Source organism: Nocardia nepalensis (genome assembly GCF_048910785.1).
GTDB lineage: Bacteria > Actinomycetota > Actinomycetes > Mycobacteriales > Mycobacteriaceae > Nocardia > Nocardia nepalensis.
The window spans coordinates 883,491-897,238 of record NZ_JBKBET010000020.1 but is presented as its reverse complement, the minus strand read 5'-3'; the positions used below and the strand labels follow the sequence as shown (position 1 = coordinate 897,238).

The 13,748-nt window shown below is 65.4% G+C and carries 18 protein-coding genes; 7 read left to right on the top strand and 11 right to left on the bottom strand.

What is annotated here, in order from left to right; all coding sequences use genetic code 11:
- Window positions 1-318: 318 nt before the first annotated feature.
- Window positions 319-591: a protein kinase family protein gene (locus ACHQ4I_RS15395; protein WP_420772383.1), complete on the bottom strand. Its 273-nt coding sequence runs from the start codon at window positions 589-591 to the stop codon at window positions 319-321.
- Between the two features lie 165 nt (window positions 592-756).
- On the opposite strand from ACHQ4I_RS15395, the gene ACHQ4I_RS15390 reads away from it, so the two are divergent.
- Entirely contained in the window at window positions 757-1,575 is an 819-nt protein-coding gene (locus tag ACHQ4I_RS15390; protein ID WP_420772382.1) for an SAM-dependent methyltransferase, read from the top strand.
- 27 nt (window positions 1,576-1,602) lie between these two features.
- Here ACHQ4I_RS15390 and ACHQ4I_RS15385 read toward each other — a convergent pair whose 3' ends face one another.
- Window positions 1,603-2,643 (bottom strand): hypothetical protein, encoded by a 1,041-nt coding sequence (locus tag ACHQ4I_RS15385; protein ID WP_420772381.1) that lies wholly within the window; start codon window positions 2,641-2,643, stop codon window positions 1,603-1,605.
- A 184-nt stretch (window positions 2,644-2,827) separates the two neighbouring features.
- Here ACHQ4I_RS15385 and ACHQ4I_RS15380 point away from each other — a divergent pair, with 184 nt between their 5' ends.
- A complete protein-coding gene (locus ACHQ4I_RS15380; protein WP_420772380.1) occupies window positions 2,828-2,983 on the top strand; it encodes a hypothetical protein in 156 nt (51 codons plus the stop codon).
- A 182-nt stretch (window positions 2,984-3,165) separates the two neighbouring features.
- A complete protein-coding gene (locus tag ACHQ4I_RS15375) occupies window positions 3,166-4,182 on the top strand; it encodes an alpha/beta hydrolase (protein WP_420772379.1) in 1,017 nt (338 codons plus the stop codon).
- Window positions 4,183-4,199: 17 nt separating this feature from the next.
- Here the strand turns inward: ACHQ4I_RS15375 and ACHQ4I_RS15370 are convergent, their stop codons facing one another.
- Complete coding sequence (locus tag ACHQ4I_RS15370; protein WP_420772378.1) at window positions 4,200-4,910, bottom strand: hypothetical protein; 711 nt, start codon at window positions 4,908-4,910, stop codon at window positions 4,200-4,202.
- A gap of 365 nt (window positions 4,911-5,275) precedes the next feature.
- On the bottom strand, window positions 5,276-5,926 hold the full coding sequence (locus tag ACHQ4I_RS15365) for a TetR/AcrR family transcriptional regulator (RefSeq protein ID WP_420772377.1): 651 nt from the start codon (window positions 5,924-5,926) through the stop codon (window positions 5,276-5,278).
- Window positions 5,927-6,067: 141 nt separating this feature from the next.
- Between ACHQ4I_RS15365 and ACHQ4I_RS15360 the strand changes: the two genes are divergently transcribed.
- Together ACHQ4I_RS15360 and ACHQ4I_RS15355 are read left to right on the top strand one after the other, a co-directional pair.
- A complete protein-coding gene (locus ACHQ4I_RS15360) occupies window positions 6,068-7,552 on the top strand; it encodes a long-chain-fatty-acid--CoA ligase (RefSeq protein ID WP_420772376.1) in 1,485 nt (494 codons plus the stop codon).
- A 285-nt stretch (window positions 7,553-7,837) separates the two neighbouring features.
- Window positions 7,838-8,983 (top strand): esterase/lipase family protein, encoded by a 1,146-nt coding sequence (locus ACHQ4I_RS15355; RefSeq protein WP_420772375.1) that lies wholly within the window; start codon window positions 7,838-7,840, stop codon window positions 8,981-8,983.
- 82 nt (window positions 8,984-9,065) lie between these two features.
- Here the strand turns inward: ACHQ4I_RS15355 and ACHQ4I_RS15350 are convergent, their stop codons facing one another.
- The 4 genes from ACHQ4I_RS15350 to ACHQ4I_RS15335 are packed head-to-tail and all read right to left on the bottom strand — an operon-like array spanning window position 9,066 to window position 11,092.
- Window positions 9,066-9,437 (bottom strand): hypothetical protein, encoded by a 372-nt coding sequence (locus ACHQ4I_RS15350; protein WP_420772374.1) that lies wholly within the window; start codon window positions 9,435-9,437, stop codon window positions 9,066-9,068.
- Window positions 9,438-9,460: 23 nt separating this feature from the next.
- Window positions 9,461-9,919 (bottom strand): roadblock/LC7 domain-containing protein, encoded by a 459-nt coding sequence (locus ACHQ4I_RS15345; RefSeq protein ID WP_420772373.1) that lies wholly within the window; start codon window positions 9,917-9,919, stop codon window positions 9,461-9,463.
- Complete coding sequence (locus ACHQ4I_RS15340; RefSeq protein WP_420772372.1) at window positions 9,916-10,734, bottom strand: hypothetical protein; 819 nt, start codon at window positions 10,732-10,734, stop codon at window positions 9,916-9,918. Before ACHQ4I_RS15340 ends, ACHQ4I_RS15345 begins: the two co-directional genes overlap by 4 nt.
- Window positions 10,724-11,092 (bottom strand): hypothetical protein, encoded by a 369-nt coding sequence (locus ACHQ4I_RS15335; RefSeq protein ID WP_420772371.1) that lies wholly within the window; start codon window positions 11,090-11,092, stop codon window positions 10,724-10,726. The genes ACHQ4I_RS15340 and ACHQ4I_RS15335 overlap by 11 nt, the downstream gene beginning before the upstream one ends.
- Window positions 11,093-11,469: 377 nt before the next feature.
- Here ACHQ4I_RS15335 and ACHQ4I_RS15330 point away from each other — a divergent pair, with 377 nt between their 5' ends.
- Window positions 11,470-11,721 carry a hypothetical protein gene (locus ACHQ4I_RS15330; RefSeq protein WP_420772370.1) on the top strand — a complete coding sequence of 84 codons (252 nt, stop codon included), beginning with the start codon at window positions 11,470-11,472 and terminating at the stop codon, window positions 11,719-11,721.
- Here ACHQ4I_RS15330 and ACHQ4I_RS15325 read toward each other — a convergent pair.
- Window positions 11,714-12,049: a hypothetical protein gene (locus tag ACHQ4I_RS15325; protein ID WP_420772369.1), complete on the bottom strand. Its 336-nt coding sequence runs from the start codon at window positions 12,047-12,049 to the stop codon at window positions 11,714-11,716. The two genes, ACHQ4I_RS15330 and ACHQ4I_RS15325, sit on opposite strands and share 8 nt — an antisense overlap.
- Before the next feature lie 78 nt (window positions 12,050-12,127).
- Between ACHQ4I_RS15325 and ACHQ4I_RS15320 the strand changes: the two genes are divergently transcribed.
- Complete coding sequence (locus ACHQ4I_RS15320) at window positions 12,128-12,286, top strand: hypothetical protein (RefSeq protein ID WP_420772368.1); 159 nt, start codon at window positions 12,128-12,130, stop codon at window positions 12,284-12,286.
- 14 nt (window positions 12,287-12,300) lie between these two features.
- On the opposite strand, the gene ACHQ4I_RS15315 is transcribed toward ACHQ4I_RS15320, so the two are convergent.
- Both ACHQ4I_RS15315 and ACHQ4I_RS15310 read right to left on the bottom strand, forming a co-directional pair.
- Window positions 12,301-13,020 (bottom strand): DsbA family oxidoreductase, encoded by a 720-nt coding sequence (locus tag ACHQ4I_RS15315; RefSeq protein WP_420772367.1) that lies wholly within the window; start codon window positions 13,018-13,020, stop codon window positions 12,301-12,303.
- A 62-nt stretch (window positions 13,021-13,082) separates the two neighbouring features.
- Entirely contained in the window at window positions 13,083-13,727 is a 645-nt protein-coding gene (locus tag ACHQ4I_RS15310; protein ID WP_420772366.1) for a TetR/AcrR family transcriptional regulator, read from the bottom strand.
- Window positions 13,728-13,748: the final 21 nt, after the last annotated feature.

The window sequence follows — 13,748 nt, the reverse complement described above, 5'->3', positions numbered from 1 at the left end:
GGTGCCGGTCAGGGATTTGATGAGACTGGGCGGCGGATCGGACTACAAACCGCTGCCACACAGGTGAATCCATAGTGGTGTTGTTGATCGGACTCGTGCAGTATGGCGCCGGCGGCAGCTCTCTGACCACGATCCATATGCCGTCGCGATAGTCCGCGACGGCCTGGCTCGCGGGTTCCTCCGGCTTGGACGGGTACGGCTCATCGGTAGCTGGAGCGGTTCGCAGGCCACTTCGGTCGATCGCCGTGTGCTTCCAAGCGGGCTCGGTGATTGCGGTGCGGCTGGCGTTGCCCGGACTCCAGGCGAAAGGTGCGGCGGTCAGGTGCGCCGCGATCTGTTGTTCGAGGCCGCGTCCAGCGCAGCCGCGGCTTGGCTGATCACCGCGACCGCCATCTGCGGCGACATCGCACCGTGGCGGGTGATCAGGGTTTTCGCGTCCATGCCGTCGATCATCCGCATATCCAGGTAGAGGCGGCCGCGGATTTCGCCGTAGTTGTGGATCGGGATCACATGTGGTTCGCGCAGCCGGGCGGTGGCGTGCGCCTCGCGTCGGAATCGTTCCCGGAAGGCGGGATCGGCGGCAAAGCTCACCGCGCGGGGACGGTGGTGGTGAGATCGCCGAATGTCGTTGTAGCGCTATCATTTACGAATTCGCGTTAGTTGAACCAATTGATCGAGAGTTGGTGGTTGCCGGGGCGGGGGGATATCCCAGGTCGCCAGCACATTTCTGCCGGATGGCAGGGAAGGCTTGTTACGATGATCGAGGATATCGAGGGAGGTGCGGTGTCGGACGTCAAGCGAGTACCGGCGGGCGTCGATCCCTCGAAGCCGAATTCGGCCCGGGTGTACAACTATTTGCTGGGCGGCAAGGACAACTACGAGGCGGACCAGATGCTGGCCCACCGCATGCTGCAGATAGCGCCGGATACCCGGACACTGGCCTGGCTGGTTCGCAAGTTCATGCTCCGGGGCGCCGAGATAGCGGCCGAGGCGGGAGTGCGCCAGTTCATCGATATCGGCGCCGGAATCCCGGCCTCACCCAGCCTGCACGAGTTGGTCCAGCAGATCGATGCGTCGTCGAAGGTGGTGGCCGTCGACTACGACGCGGTCGTGTTCGCGCATAACAACGCACTGCTGACCGGCCTGCCCGGGGTGACTCCGATGCAGGCCGACGCGCGTCGTCCGGACGACATCATCGAGCGGGTGCAAGCCGAGGCGCAGATCGATTTCTCGCAGCCGGTCGCGATCGTGCTGGTCGGCGTGCTGCACTACATCATGGACGATGAGCATCCGGCCGAGATCATCGCGCGCTTGTACGACGCGCTGGCGCCGGGCAGCTACTTCATCTTCACCCACGCGTCCGACGACAGTGATCCGGACTTCATCGCGCAGTCGACCGCGCAGGCCGCAGGTAGTACGGCTCAGGTCCTTTACCGATCTCGGGCCGAAGTGACCAAGTATTTCGACGGCTTCGAAATGCTAGAGCCCGGCTTGGTGGAGGTGCAGAACTGGCTCGACGGTGAAACGCCGAAGACCGGTTTGGTGCTCATGGGCGGCGTCGCCCGTAAGAACTAGGGCCGCAACGGTATTCGGGCGGCGGGATTACTCCGCCGCGGCGATGGTATCGGCACGCACCACCATCGCGTCGGCGATCTCCCGGGGCCTGCGGCCCAGCCCGCAGGCGCTGGCGACGCCGTCGACCGGTCGGCCCAGCGCACTTTCGACCATGCGCAACGTCTGCACCTGCTGCGACTCGGTCGGGATGTCGTGCACCAAACCGGCATAGAAGGCGGTGCCGCCGCCCAGCCGCAGATCACGCAGTGGCGCGTAGAATTCCGGCCGCCTCGACGGTGGCACATCACCCGCCGCCAGCGGTCCGTGCACGTATTCCAGCACGCGGCCCGACGGCCAGTGCCGCGCAATGGAATTGGCCAGATCAACCAGCGGCCGGGTATCGCGCATCCTGGCGCGGGACTTGTTGTTCATGCTGCCCAGGCACAGGTGCACCCCGAATCGGGTGCCCGCCGGTGCCGCGGCGACCAGCGCGGCGATGCCGCGTCCGAATCCGAGCGCCGCCTCCACCTGTCTATGTGCCGGTTGCATTTTCGCCAACAGCACCAATTCGGCGGTCGCCTCCAACTGGATGACGACGTCGTCGCCGACCAGTTCGCGGATCGCCGCGATATCGCGCGCGGAGGCGTCGGTGAACGCCTGCTTGTGTGACCGCAGGCCGGTCGGGCCCAAGGCGATGAACGTCATGGTGAAGTCCGTCGGCATGCCCATCTGCAGCGAGAGGCCGGGCAGATCGCGTGCCTCGCGCAGTTTCTGGAAGACCGGCAACGCCTCCCTGGCCTCCCGGAAATAGCCGAGATCCAGCATGTCGCCGGTGAGTTCGACGCCGCGGGGGATGCGGTGGATGATCCGTTCCTGACTGGTGCGCCAGCTGCCGGGCTTCTTCACTTCCAGCACACCCTGGGACACCAGGTCCGCGATGATCGGCTGAATGTAGAACTCGTAGCGGCTCGTCTCGCCGGTCGGCAATGTCCGTAGCCGCGATCCCGCCCCGTCCAGCATCGCCCGCATCGCATCGTCCGTGCTCTCAGCCGGGTAACTGCCAACAAAGTGCACAGCTCGCGCGCCCATAGTCCGGATTGTAGATCGCAACCTTCCCGCATTCGGTACTAGATACGGCTTTTCGCTGTGTCGGATATGCCGCCGAAGTCGGATCCGGGCCCGCAGCGCCATCGAAACACGTTGTGCGGCAGCGTGATTCGCTAGAAAGTGGCGCATCACCAGCTACGGCACCGAGGAAGACCTGGCCAACGCCATGCGCGACGCCGACAGCGAATATCGGTATGCCAGCCTTGTCGAGCCGGGGTGCGCGCCGCTGGATGCGCGGACCGTGGAGGTGGTTGCGGGAGCGGTCGATCCGGACGCGCCGGAGGTCGACTTCGCCCAGCTCATACCGCGTGCGGGCGCCTGAGAGGCGAAGTTGATCACGTATTGACCTGCTGTGCAGTCGGATTCGAGCCGACGGTCCATTTTCCATGACGCCTGCAGCAGTTCTTGCGCGGCGGTGATACCGCGCTATAGCCTGCCTCACTGAACGACTGATCAGGATGTCAGGCTGGCGATTCTCACACATAAGCAAAGGGAGCGCGTCCCGTGCGAAGCTCGGTTCGGTCCATTGCCGCACTCGCGGCCGCAGCACTGCTCTGCCTCGCGCCGGGAGTAGCCGACGCCGATGACAACGCGCCGTCGGACGGTTGCCAGGCGATCACTTTCCCAGTGCCGCAGGGGAATCTGGTCGGGACGTTGTGCCTGCCGCAGCAGTCGACCGATGTCGTCATGGTGCTGATGTCGGGCTCCAACTACAACGCCACCTATTGGGACTTCGCCTACCGGCCGGAGACCTACAGCTTCCGACGGGCAATGAACAGAGCCGGTTTCGCGACGCTGACTATGGACCGCCTCGGTAACGGCGACAGCACCCACCCCCCGGCCCTGACCCTGACGGCCACCGCCACCGCGGACGCCCTACATGAGATCGTGCAGTCACTGCGGCGCGGATTCGCTGGCGCGCAGCCCTTCGGCAAGATCGTCACCGTCGGTCACTCGCTGACCTCCGGGACCTCTGTCATCGAGGCGACCGAGCACAACGATGTCGACGGTGTACTGCTCACCGGCTATTCGCACACCCTCAACATTCCCGAGGTGCTCGGCGTCATCGCCACCTACTACCAGGCTGTCAACGATCCCGTATTCGCGGGTCGCGCACTGGATTCGGGCTATCTCACCACCCGGCCCGGCACCCGGGCCAAGGACTTCTTCGGTCCCGACGCCGACCCGAAGGTGGTCGAGTTGGACGAGAAGACCAAGGAGGTCTTCTCGCTCAGCGAATATCCGGACGGCCTGACCTCCACGCTGCCCGGGATGTCCAGCTTCATCAAGGCGCCCGTCATGATCGCCAATGGCAGCTTGGACCGATTGTCCTGCGGCCCCGCGTATTCGATCTGCCAGGACGCCCCCACTCTGCAGGCCGCGGAGGCGCCGTTCTTCGCCCCCGCCGCGCAGCTGCACACCTTCGTACTGCCCGGCAGTGGACATTCGGTGAATCTCGCCCCGAATACCGTTGCGTACCAGCGCGCTGTTGTCGATTGGGTGAATACGACCGTCAAGTGATGGCCCGAGGCAGGTCGTCACGCAGCGATCTTCGCGCGAACCGGACGCGCAGTCGCGATCATCCGAAGTGCGGTGCTCGGCTGTTTGCGCAGTCCCATGGCGGCGGCGGCAAGGGCAGCGCCGCATGCGGTGATGGCGCTGAGCGTCGCGCCGAGATCGAGACCGGCACTGGCGATTCGGTGCTCACCGGGCCCGAGGTTCGAGCTCATGCCGTTGCCGAAGAGCCAGCTGAAAAGTCCGGCGTGCGAGGCGGATTCGGTGAGTCCGCGCAGTTCCGGTGCCTTGCTGTTGAGATACAGCAGGGTGATGAGCACAAAGAGAGCGGCCGCGGCGCTGGTGCCCATGACCAGTCGGGACAGTGCCTGGCTGCGGACTCGGAAATACAGCACGACCGAGAAGACCGTGCCAGCGACTGCCATGGTGGTGAGGACGGCCCATGCGCCGCTGATGCTCACCACATTCGACCCGCCCGATTGCCAAGTGCTGCTGGTGAAGCCGTCGATCCGGCCGAAGGCATTGGCGCTGACCGTGCCGTTCGGTCCCGTCGCCGAAACCCAGGGTTGGAATAGCAGTAGGAATGTGAGCAGACTCAGGCCCGCCGCGCACAGGTAGCCCCAGTCGGATCGTAGATCGAAACGTTGCGCGGCGAGTTCGCGAATGCGATAACCACTGTTCTCGGACCGGCCGAGCTGAACTTCATTGACTTGCCAAGGCGTTGCGTATGCCATTTCTAACCACACCTGCTGCGCCACTTCCTGATTCGCGGAAAGCGGGCGCTGCGGGGCATGTCCTCCTGCGGGACCGAATAAAAGGAATTGGTCAGGACGACATCGTCCTGTTAACGGGATGTTACGTTAGGCCGTCGCGCTCCGAAGGGGCAACGTGATCCCATGCACAGACAATGGCGAAAAACCGGCGTCGACGGCCGCGGTCCGGTCTCCGCCCGGCAGAATGGTTTCGGTGAATTCCGCACTCTCGTAGGTGTTTTCGCGGCTGGTGTGCTGCTGCGACAACCGAGCCGACGCGGCGACGGTGACCAAGGTGTCGGCTCGCCGGTTGTGACCCGATCAACAGCTCCGGCAATGGAATTGAGCTACTGACTACCCAGTAGTAACTGGTATCGGCCCTCGAGTCCGTCCAGCAGCGATTCGAGGCCGACCTCGAATGCGACCTGATCGATTCGCTGCTGCCGGTCGGCGAGTAGGTGGGCCTGGTTCAGGTGTGGGTATTCGTCGGCGTAGACCTCGGCGTCGGCGGGGAAGCCCGCGGCGAATGAGCCGAGGGACGAGCCGGTGAGGAAGTAGCGCATGAGCGTGCCCACGGTCGTCGCCTCCCGGCGCGGCCAATTCGCCGCGACCAGGCCGCCGAAGACGGCATCGGCCATGCGCAGCGCATTGGCCCGGTGGCCCGGTCCGCTCGCCAGCGCCGGGACGATGTTCGGATGTGCGGCGACCGCGGTCCGATAGGAATGGGCCCAGCGCCGCAATGCCGACCGCCAATCCGGATTGTCGGCCGTCAGCTCGCCGAACATCGAGGTGTCCACCTCGCCGAGTACGGAATCGACCACGGCATCGATGAGTTCGTCCTTGGTGCCGACATGGTTGTACAGCGAGGGGCCCTGCACGCCGAGTTCGGCGGCGAGGCGGCGGGTCGATACGGCCGCCAGCCCTTCCGCGTCGACAAGGGCCAGTGCGGTCTCGACGATGCGCTCGCGGCTGAGCAGTGGTCGGCGGGGTCGGGCCATGTATCGCCTCCTCTCGATGACTCGCATTCTTACAGCAGGCCGAAAAAAACTTGCAACGCTAGTTTCAATGCCCTACCGTTAGATCGAAACTTGCGCTGCTAGTTTTTGGAGAGCGATGACGAGATTCACCAGGCAGGCCTCATGAACGCGACACTGTCGCTGGCGAGCATCCTGGCCGAACAAGCGAGAAGGCGACCGGACCGGATCGCGCTGATCGAGGGCGCACAGCGGTTCACCTTCGCCGAGCTGTGGGCACGGGCGCGTGGCCAGGCTGCCGCCCTGATCGAACACGGTGTGCGGCCCGGCGACCGGGTGGCGCTGATGTGCCCCAATACCGCCGAGTTCCCGGTGGTCTATTACGCGATTCTCGCCGCCGGGGCGGTGGTGGTTCCGGTGCATCTGCTGCTGACGGCGGGTGAGGCCGAGCATGTGCTGCGCGACAGCGAGGCTCGCCTGCTGGTATGCCATCCGTGGTTCGCGGAGGTGGGCCAAGCCGCCGCCGAGGCCGCTGAGGTGTCCTGTATCGATCCGAATTCCCTTGATGCACAACCCATTGCGAACTTCGTGTCGCGACAGCCGGGGGACCCGGCGGTGGTGTTCTACACCAGCGGGACCACCGGGCGGCCGAAGGGGGCCGAGCTCAGTCATCTCAACATGGTGATGAACGCGACGGTCAATGCCTTCGACGCCAACGACGTGCGCAGCGATGACGTCGCGCTCGGCGCCCTGCCGCTGTTCCACGTATTCGGCCAGACGGTTTCGATGAACGCGACCTGGCGCGCCGGCGCCACGCTGGTGCTGTTGCCTCGGTTCGATGCCGCCGAGGCCATTCGGCTGATGATCGCCCAGGGCGTCAATACTTTTCACGGCGTGCCGACGATGTATGTCGGTCTGATCGCCGCGGCTCGCGAGTTGCCGGAGCCGCCGCGGCTGCGGCTGTGCATCTCGGGTGGCGCATCGCTGCCGGAGCCGGTGCTCGAGGCGTTCGGGGCCGCGTTCGGTGCGACGATTCTGGAGGGTTACGGGCTGTCGGAGACCTCGCCGACGTCGGCGGTGAACCAGCCGGATTTCGGTGTCAAGCCGGGAACGGTCGGGCATTCGGTCTGGGGTGTCGACGTGGAGATCGCCGATCCGTATGTGTCCGAACGGATTACGCTGCTGCCCACCGGTGAACTCGGCGAGGTGGTCATCCGTGGCCACAATCTTTTCAACGGCTACCTCGGCAACCCGGAGGCCACGGCCGCTGCGGTCGTCGACGGCTGGTTCCGCACCGGGGACCTCGGTGTCAAGGATGCCGACGGCTACCTGACCATCGTCGACCGGATCAAGGACATGATCATCCGCGGTGGGTTCAACGTGTATCCGACCGAGGTCGAAGAGGCGCTATTGCGTCATCCGGATATCGCCGCGGTCGCGGTCATCGGCCTGCCCGATGACACCTACGGCGAAGAGGTCTGCGCGGTCGTCGTGCCCGCCGGGGCGGTGACCGCCGAAGCGGTGATCGATTACGGGCGTGCGCATCTGGCGAAGCACAAGTATCCGCGGCGCGTCGAATTCGTCACCGAACTTCCGCTCGGTCCCAGCCATAAGGTGCTCAAGCGCGAGCTCAGGAAGCAGTTCATCTGAGGGGCCATTTTTTCTTGTTTCGGCCAGCCGCCGTGAGGTGAGAATTTCTCGGCGATACATAATTGGATATGTGCCGAGCGGCTCGGCTGAATTCGCGATCTCTGCGATCGCGAATTCGATTTGTGCTGCCCCGATTCTGGTTATCGGTATTTCGTGTATTCCGTGACAGACGGTCGACCGTTTTCTTTGTTCCATAAGTGCAGTGACATCGACGGATCGGGCAGTGATGATGAGTTGGCCGCTTTATTACGATTCAATCACGGGGCGGCAGGAAAGGTTTTTGCAATGAAGCACGGAATTGCTCGAAGAGCGCTCGGTACCGCCATTGTTTCGGGCGTGACCGCGCTTGCCATGAGTTTGGGTGCCGGGGTATCGGCCGCGGATCCGGTACCGCAGTTCACCCAGCAGGAACTCACCGACTACCTCAACGCGGGCTTGCGCCCCGCGACCAATGGCGGCCAGCCACGGGCGATCGTCGATACCGGCAGCAGTTCCGGATCCGGCGCGCGCAGCCACGCCACCGCCGCCGTCGGCGAGGGCCCGGAAGTGTCCGCCTATTTGGCGGCCTTCGGTTACGGCCTCACCCATCCGGACGCGGCCCCACCCGGCGCGAACCAGGCGAACTGCACCCCTTCGGCCGCACATCCGCGGCCGGTCGTATTGGTACACGGCACCTGGCTCAATGCCTATGACACCTTCGCGTACCTCTCGCCGCAGCTCGCGCGCGCCGGATACTGCGTCTTCGCATTCAATTACGGTCGATCGAACCTGCTGGAGGGCGGCGGCATCGGCCCCATAATGCCGGGGCGCTATGGCGTCGGGCCGATGGAGGATTCCGCACGGCAATTGGGTGCCTTCGTCGATCGGGTGCGCTCGGCCACCGGCGCGGATCGGGTCGATATCGTCGCGCATTCCCAGGGCGGACCGGTATCGAGCCAGTACCTCAAATTCGAGGGCGGCGCGGATAAGGTCGACAAGGTCGTCACTTTCGGCGCTACCCATCACGGCACCTCGCTGATGGGCATGGCGACCCTGGGCCGGTTGATCACCAATCTCGGCGTGAATATCCTCGGCTTCTACGAACCGATCGTCGGCGTCGCCAATATTCAGCAGGCGGTGGGCTCGAGCTTCTACTCCATCCTCAACGAGCACGGTGACACTGTTCCCGGAATCGAATACACGGCCGTCGGCACCCGCCACGACGAAGTCTCCAACCCCTACGAATGGACCTTCCTGCAGCCCGGCCCGGACGCAACGGTGCACAACATCACCCTGCAGGACGGCTGCGCCCAGGACATGTCCGACCACCTGACGATCATGTACTCGCCGCGGTCGGCCTCGATCGCATTGCACGCACTCGACCCGGATTCCGCGCCGAACCTGGAGTGCACCTTCAATCCCTGGATGATCGGCGGCAGCGGAAAGCTCTAGCCCGCAACGGGGTTCGCCCGAACGCGGGGGCGGCGCGGCCGATACCGCGCCGCCCGCCTTTGAAAGGCGCTGCGCGGCAACGTCACACCTCGAGATCCTCTTCGATGCCCTTGAGGCGGTGTCGTGCCAGCGCGAGGTTCGCCCGGCCGCGGTCCAGGGCGATATAGAGGAACAGCCCCTTGGACTTTCGGCCGGTCATCGGGCGAATGATGTGGTACTGGCCGGTCAGCGTGATGAGAACATCCTCGATATCGTCCTTGAGCTGGAGCTGCTCGATGGTCCGCAGCTTGGCGCGCACCACCTCGGTATTGCCCGCCGCGGCAATCTGCAGGTCCATGGTCTTGGAACTGCCGAGCATGCCGAGCGCCATGCCGCTGCCGTAGTCGACGACGGCGGCGCCGATCGCCCCGTCTATCCCCATCATGTCCTTCAGCGCCAGATCCATATTGGTCATATTCGTTCCTTTCGATCGGTTTTCTAGGTCCGGTCTTTTCCGGAGTCGGTAGCCGTCAGGTGATCGGCGATGGCGCGGGCCACCGGGCGCGACTCCAGATGGAGGCGGCCGACATTCACCTCGGGTCCGGCGAGCACCATCAGCGACGACCAGCCCGCGGCGTAGATCACCACGTGTCCGCTGGTGCTGTGCACCACGACCTCATGGAATCCGCCGCCGTGCGCGGTGGCGGCCAGCTGATACGACAGCGACAGTTGGGCCGAGGCCAGCGCGGCCATCCTGGTGGGCTCGATGTCGGGTGGCAGATCGTGCGCGACGAGCAGTCCGTCGCTGGACGCGACCAGTGCGCCGGTCACTCGAGGGAGGCGATCGCGTAGCGCCTTCAACTCCGCCAGCACCACCGCATTCGGTTCGGGTCCGGACATCGCCACCTTGGTCAACCTTCCCATCAGTTCGCCGAGCAGTTTCTTCCGCGCGGTCACGCAAGCTCCTCCAACGCCGCACGCAGACGGATGAGCAGGTCGCGGTCGACGGGTTCCCAGCTGTCCGGGTCCGGGGCCGGGGCCGACACCGGCTGCCGCACCCGGCGGGGCAGGACCTGCGGTGGCTCGGTGACCGCGACGGCCCTCGGCCCGGACGGCATCGGTTCGGACCACCCGGCCGGGACCGGCACCAGGTCGGGCGGCTCGATCAGCCCGGCCGCGGTCAGCTCCCGCACCGCGACCAGCGCGCCGTAGCTGGTGCGGCCGAGGTCGCGGGCGATCCCGGCAACGCTGCGCCGACCATCGGCGGCGGCGAGCACTTCGGTCTGGCCGCCGGTGAGCGTGACGCGTCGGCGGCGGACGCGTCGTACCGGCACGACGGGAGCGCGGTCGACCAGGTCCGCGGGCCATGGTTCGATCTCCGGATCGCCCCGCCGCGCGCATTCGTGCAGGAGTATCCGCGGCGGGATATGGCAGACCGGGGCCAGCCAGTGCGGCGGCGCCGGTCGGAATTCGGGAACGACGGCCGTGGCGAGCAGGAAGTAGGCGGCGTCGAAGACCGACAGCAACGCCAGGGTTTCCAGCCGCGGCCGGACCAGCACATCGCGCGGATCCCCGGCCGCGGCCCGTCGTAATTCCTCCGCGGTGGCCACCCCTGCCGCGACAACGAGTAGGTCCATATTGGCTGTGCGCAGGCAGTCGGCGGCGGTTATCGCGCCGTCGGCGAGGTGAAATGCGCCATCGCCCGCGCACAGCACCCCGGTGCTCCTTTCCTTTTCCAGTCGCCGCAGTTCGGCCGCGACGTCAACGCCCATGAGCGCCCTCGGCCAATTCGGCGAGAATTGCGCGGAGCCGGAATCTCGCGATGGCGAGATTTCCGGTGTCGTCGTCGAATAGCACGTGGACGAAAAGTCGACCGTCGAAGTCGCCGTTCACCAGATTCAATAGGTGATAGCCGCGGGTGCCGCAGGCGATGATCTCGGTGAGGTCGTCGTCGCGGCCGGTGGCCAGCGCCGGGCAGCCGAGCACCGCGCGGACCACGTCGGTGGTGGTCGCGGCGTCCTCATGTTGGTCGACGAGGTCGTGCTTGCCCGCCGCGGCGATCGCGAGACCGCTCGCGCTGTCCACCATCGTCACGCTGCGTGCACCGGGAATGTCCATGATGCGTTTCAAGCAGTCGTCGATACCGATCACCGCGCCCGGCCTGTCATTCGGGGATTCCAGCGGTCCAGACGCTACACACTGCGGGCGGGTGATGGAAGGTGAATTGTGCCCGAATTCGGGCGAGCGACGCATTTCGCCCGGATACGTCGCTAAGAATACCTTTTGGTATCAATACCTTTCGGTATCGAACGCATCGTCCAACCTGAATGCCATTCGGAATCAGTACCTTTCGGCAGTGAACGATCGAATACCATTCGGTATTAATAGCGTTCGGTTCCGGATCAGGACGGGCGCTGCGGCCGTGCGAAACCGGCATTCGGGTCAGCAAACGGGTATATCCAGCATGGCTATCGACTGGCGAACGATTATGGTGCTGGAGTGAGGAATTGGCGACTATCCCCGAGCTGTGGGTCGGCGATCGGGAGGTCGCGGAACCGGCGCAGCGCTTCGAGGACCAGGTCGCCGGCCGCGCGTGGGGGCGCGCCGCGGCGGATGACAGCGGTGATCGTGCGGTTGACGGGGCCGCGCGCTGCGGGACGATCGCCCCACCCCTGACCGCCACCGAAGACGAACTCGCCCTCGGGCTGTTCATCCTCGATCAGGCGATCGGTGACGCCGTCGCCCGCGGGGTCAGTTGATGCCGGTCGCGAGCCGCACAACCACCCTGTCGCCGGTGATCTCCTGCACCGTCGCATTCAGACCGTCGGCGGGCTGGGTCTGCCCCGCCGGGATGCTGACCTCTTGACCGCCCACCTTCATGGTGACCGTATTGCCGTTGACCGCAACGAGTTCCGCATCGATGCCGAGCACGCTGGCCTTGGCATTGACGCCGCGGTCGAAGGTGACCGTGCAGCCCTTGACCTCGCAGTCGGACTTATAACCCGGCCCCTGAGACGAGCACGACGCCGCTGCGAGCGGTGTGAGCAGGGCGAACGCGGACAGAGCGAGCATCCGTGGCACAGGCATGCGGGCCAGTGTAGGGGCTAACGCCGTCGAGAGCCCGGCTCGAGTCCGTGCCGAGCGGGCTATCGTGGAGGTGTGGGTGTGATCGGTGAACTGTTCCCGGGTCAGAAGCTGGCCGACGAGGGGAGCGAGGACAGCGATGGGCAGACGCACCGGCCGCGTGTCGAGATCGATCTCGATGCCGGCGTTGTGCGTCTGGGTCCCGCCGCGCCCTCGTCCGCCGACAAACCGAGTGAATAGGACTGCGCCGCAGCTCAATTGCGCGCGGGCAGCGCACATCCGTCCGGACCGCAGACCTCGGCTCCGCCGATCGTCGCGATAGCGGGTTCGCGATCCGCCCAGGCCTTATCCAGAACTTGGGCGAACACCTCGGACGGCTGGGCGCCCGAGACGCCGTATTTGCGATCGAAGACGAAGAACGGAACGCCGGTTGCCCCGAGTTGTGCGGCTTCCCGCTCGTCGGCGCGTACCGCATCGGCGTAGGCATTCGGGTCGGCGAGCACGGCACGCACCGCCGATTCGTCGAAACCGGCCGCGACGGCGATCCGCACCAGGCGCTCGTGATCGGCGAACAGCGACTGCTCTTCGGCGAAATTCGCACGGTAGAGAGCATCGAGCAGGTCGTCCTGCCTGCCCTCGGCCAGCGCGAAGTGCAGTAGCCGGTGCATATCGAAGGAGTTGCCGTAGTCGCGGCCTTCGGTCAGATAGGGCAGTCCGATCGCGGCGGCCTGCGCGCCGATGCCGCGCTCATTCGCCGCCGCCTGCGCCTCGCTGATGCCGTATTTGCGGGCGATCTTCGCGATGACCGGACCGGATTCATCGGCGGGCAGGGTCGGATCCAATTCGAACGAGCGGTGCACCACCTCGACGTCGGCGCGGTGCGGGAAGTCGGTCAATGCCTGCTCGAACCGCTTCTTGCCCAGGTAGCAGAAGGGGCAGTTGATATCGGTCCAGATCTCGACCCGCACGGTCATCCTCGCTCTCGTCCTTACCCCCCGGATTCGGCAACAGCTCGGCTACCGGATCTGTTCCCAGTTCAGCGGGTCACCGGCGCCTGCCAGATGCCGACGATCGCATCGATGAGGCCGGTGCCGCAGTCGTACCAGTTCGCGCGCGGTCCGGTCTTGCCGTCGGCGAGGGTGCGCTCATACTCGGCGCAGACGTGCACCATGAGGTGACGTGCCATATCGCGGCGTTCTCGGCGGACGTCCGGTGGCAGATCCGGCAGGCAGCGGTCCATGCCCTCGACGGTCTCCTGCAGTGACGGTGCGGTCAGTGACTCCTCGGCCATGATGATGCGCAGCGTCGGATCGGTCATCACCTGCGCGCCGAATCGCGCGTACCAGGTGGGCGAGCCGAGGTCGGCGAAGTGTTCGGTGACCGGCCGGACCAGGCAGGAAATCCAGTCGCGCAGTCGGGTGGAGTCGCGATGCTCGGCCAGCAGCCGCATGCGGTGCGCCTCGATCGGCTCGGCATGTTTGCGCACGATCGCCCGCACCAGATCGGTTTTGGTGCCGAAGTGATAGCCGACGGCGGCATTATTGCCCTGGCCCGCAGCCTCGCTCACCTGACGGTTCGATATCGCGAAGACACCGTATTCGGCGAAGAGCCGTTCGGCCGCCGACAAGATGGCTTCCCTGGTGGTGGCGGTCCGATCCGGCCGCGTGATGTTGCCGCTCATGTCATCGCCCATGGTAGCGGG

What these genes read in the sequence shown, in the direction of transcription:
- ACHQ4I_RS15390 (WP_420772382.1), top strand. Translation starts at nt 757, where the DNA reads ATGATCGAGGATATCGAGGGAGGTGCGGTGTCGGACGTCAAGCGAGTA.
- ACHQ4I_RS15385 (WP_420772381.1), bottom strand. Translation starts at nt 2,643, where the DNA reads ATGGGCGCGCGAGCTGTGCACTTTGTTGGCAGTTACCCGGCTGAGAGC.
- ACHQ4I_RS15380 (WP_420772380.1), top strand. Translation starts at nt 2,828, where the DNA reads ATGCGCGACGCCGACAGCGAATATCGGTATGCCAGCCTTGTCGAGCCG.
- ACHQ4I_RS15370 (WP_420772378.1), bottom strand. Translation starts at nt 4,910, where the DNA reads ATGGCATACGCAACGCCTTGGCAAGTCAATGAAGTTCAGCTCGGCCGG.
- ACHQ4I_RS15365 (WP_420772377.1), bottom strand. Translation starts at nt 5,926, where the DNA reads ATGGCCCGACCCCGCCGACCACTGCTCAGCCGCGAGCGCATCGTCGAG.
- ACHQ4I_RS15360 (WP_420772376.1), top strand. Translation starts at nt 6,068, where the DNA reads ATGAACGCGACACTGTCGCTGGCGAGCATCCTGGCCGAACAAGCGAGA.
- ACHQ4I_RS15355 (WP_420772375.1), top strand. Translation starts at nt 7,838, where the DNA reads ATGAAGCACGGAATTGCTCGAAGAGCGCTCGGTACCGCCATTGTTTCG.
- ACHQ4I_RS15350 (WP_420772374.1), bottom strand. Translation starts at nt 9,437, where the DNA reads ATGACCAATATGGATCTGGCGCTGAAGGACATGATGGGGATAGACGGG.
- ACHQ4I_RS15340 (WP_420772372.1), bottom strand. Translation starts at nt 10,734, where the DNA reads ATGGGCGTTGACGTCGCGGCCGAACTGCGGCGACTGGAAAAGGAAAGG.
- ACHQ4I_RS15325 (WP_420772369.1), bottom strand. Translation starts at nt 12,049, where the DNA reads ATGCCTGTGCCACGGATGCTCGCTCTGTCCGCGTTCGCCCTGCTCACA.
- ACHQ4I_RS15315 (WP_420772367.1), bottom strand. Translation starts at nt 13,020, where the DNA reads ATGACCGTGCGGGTCGAGATCTGGACCGATATCAACTGCCCCTTCTGC.
- ACHQ4I_RS15310 (WP_420772366.1), bottom strand. Translation starts at nt 13,727, where the DNA reads ATGAGCGGCAACATCACGCGGCCGGATCGGACCGCCACCACCAGGGAA.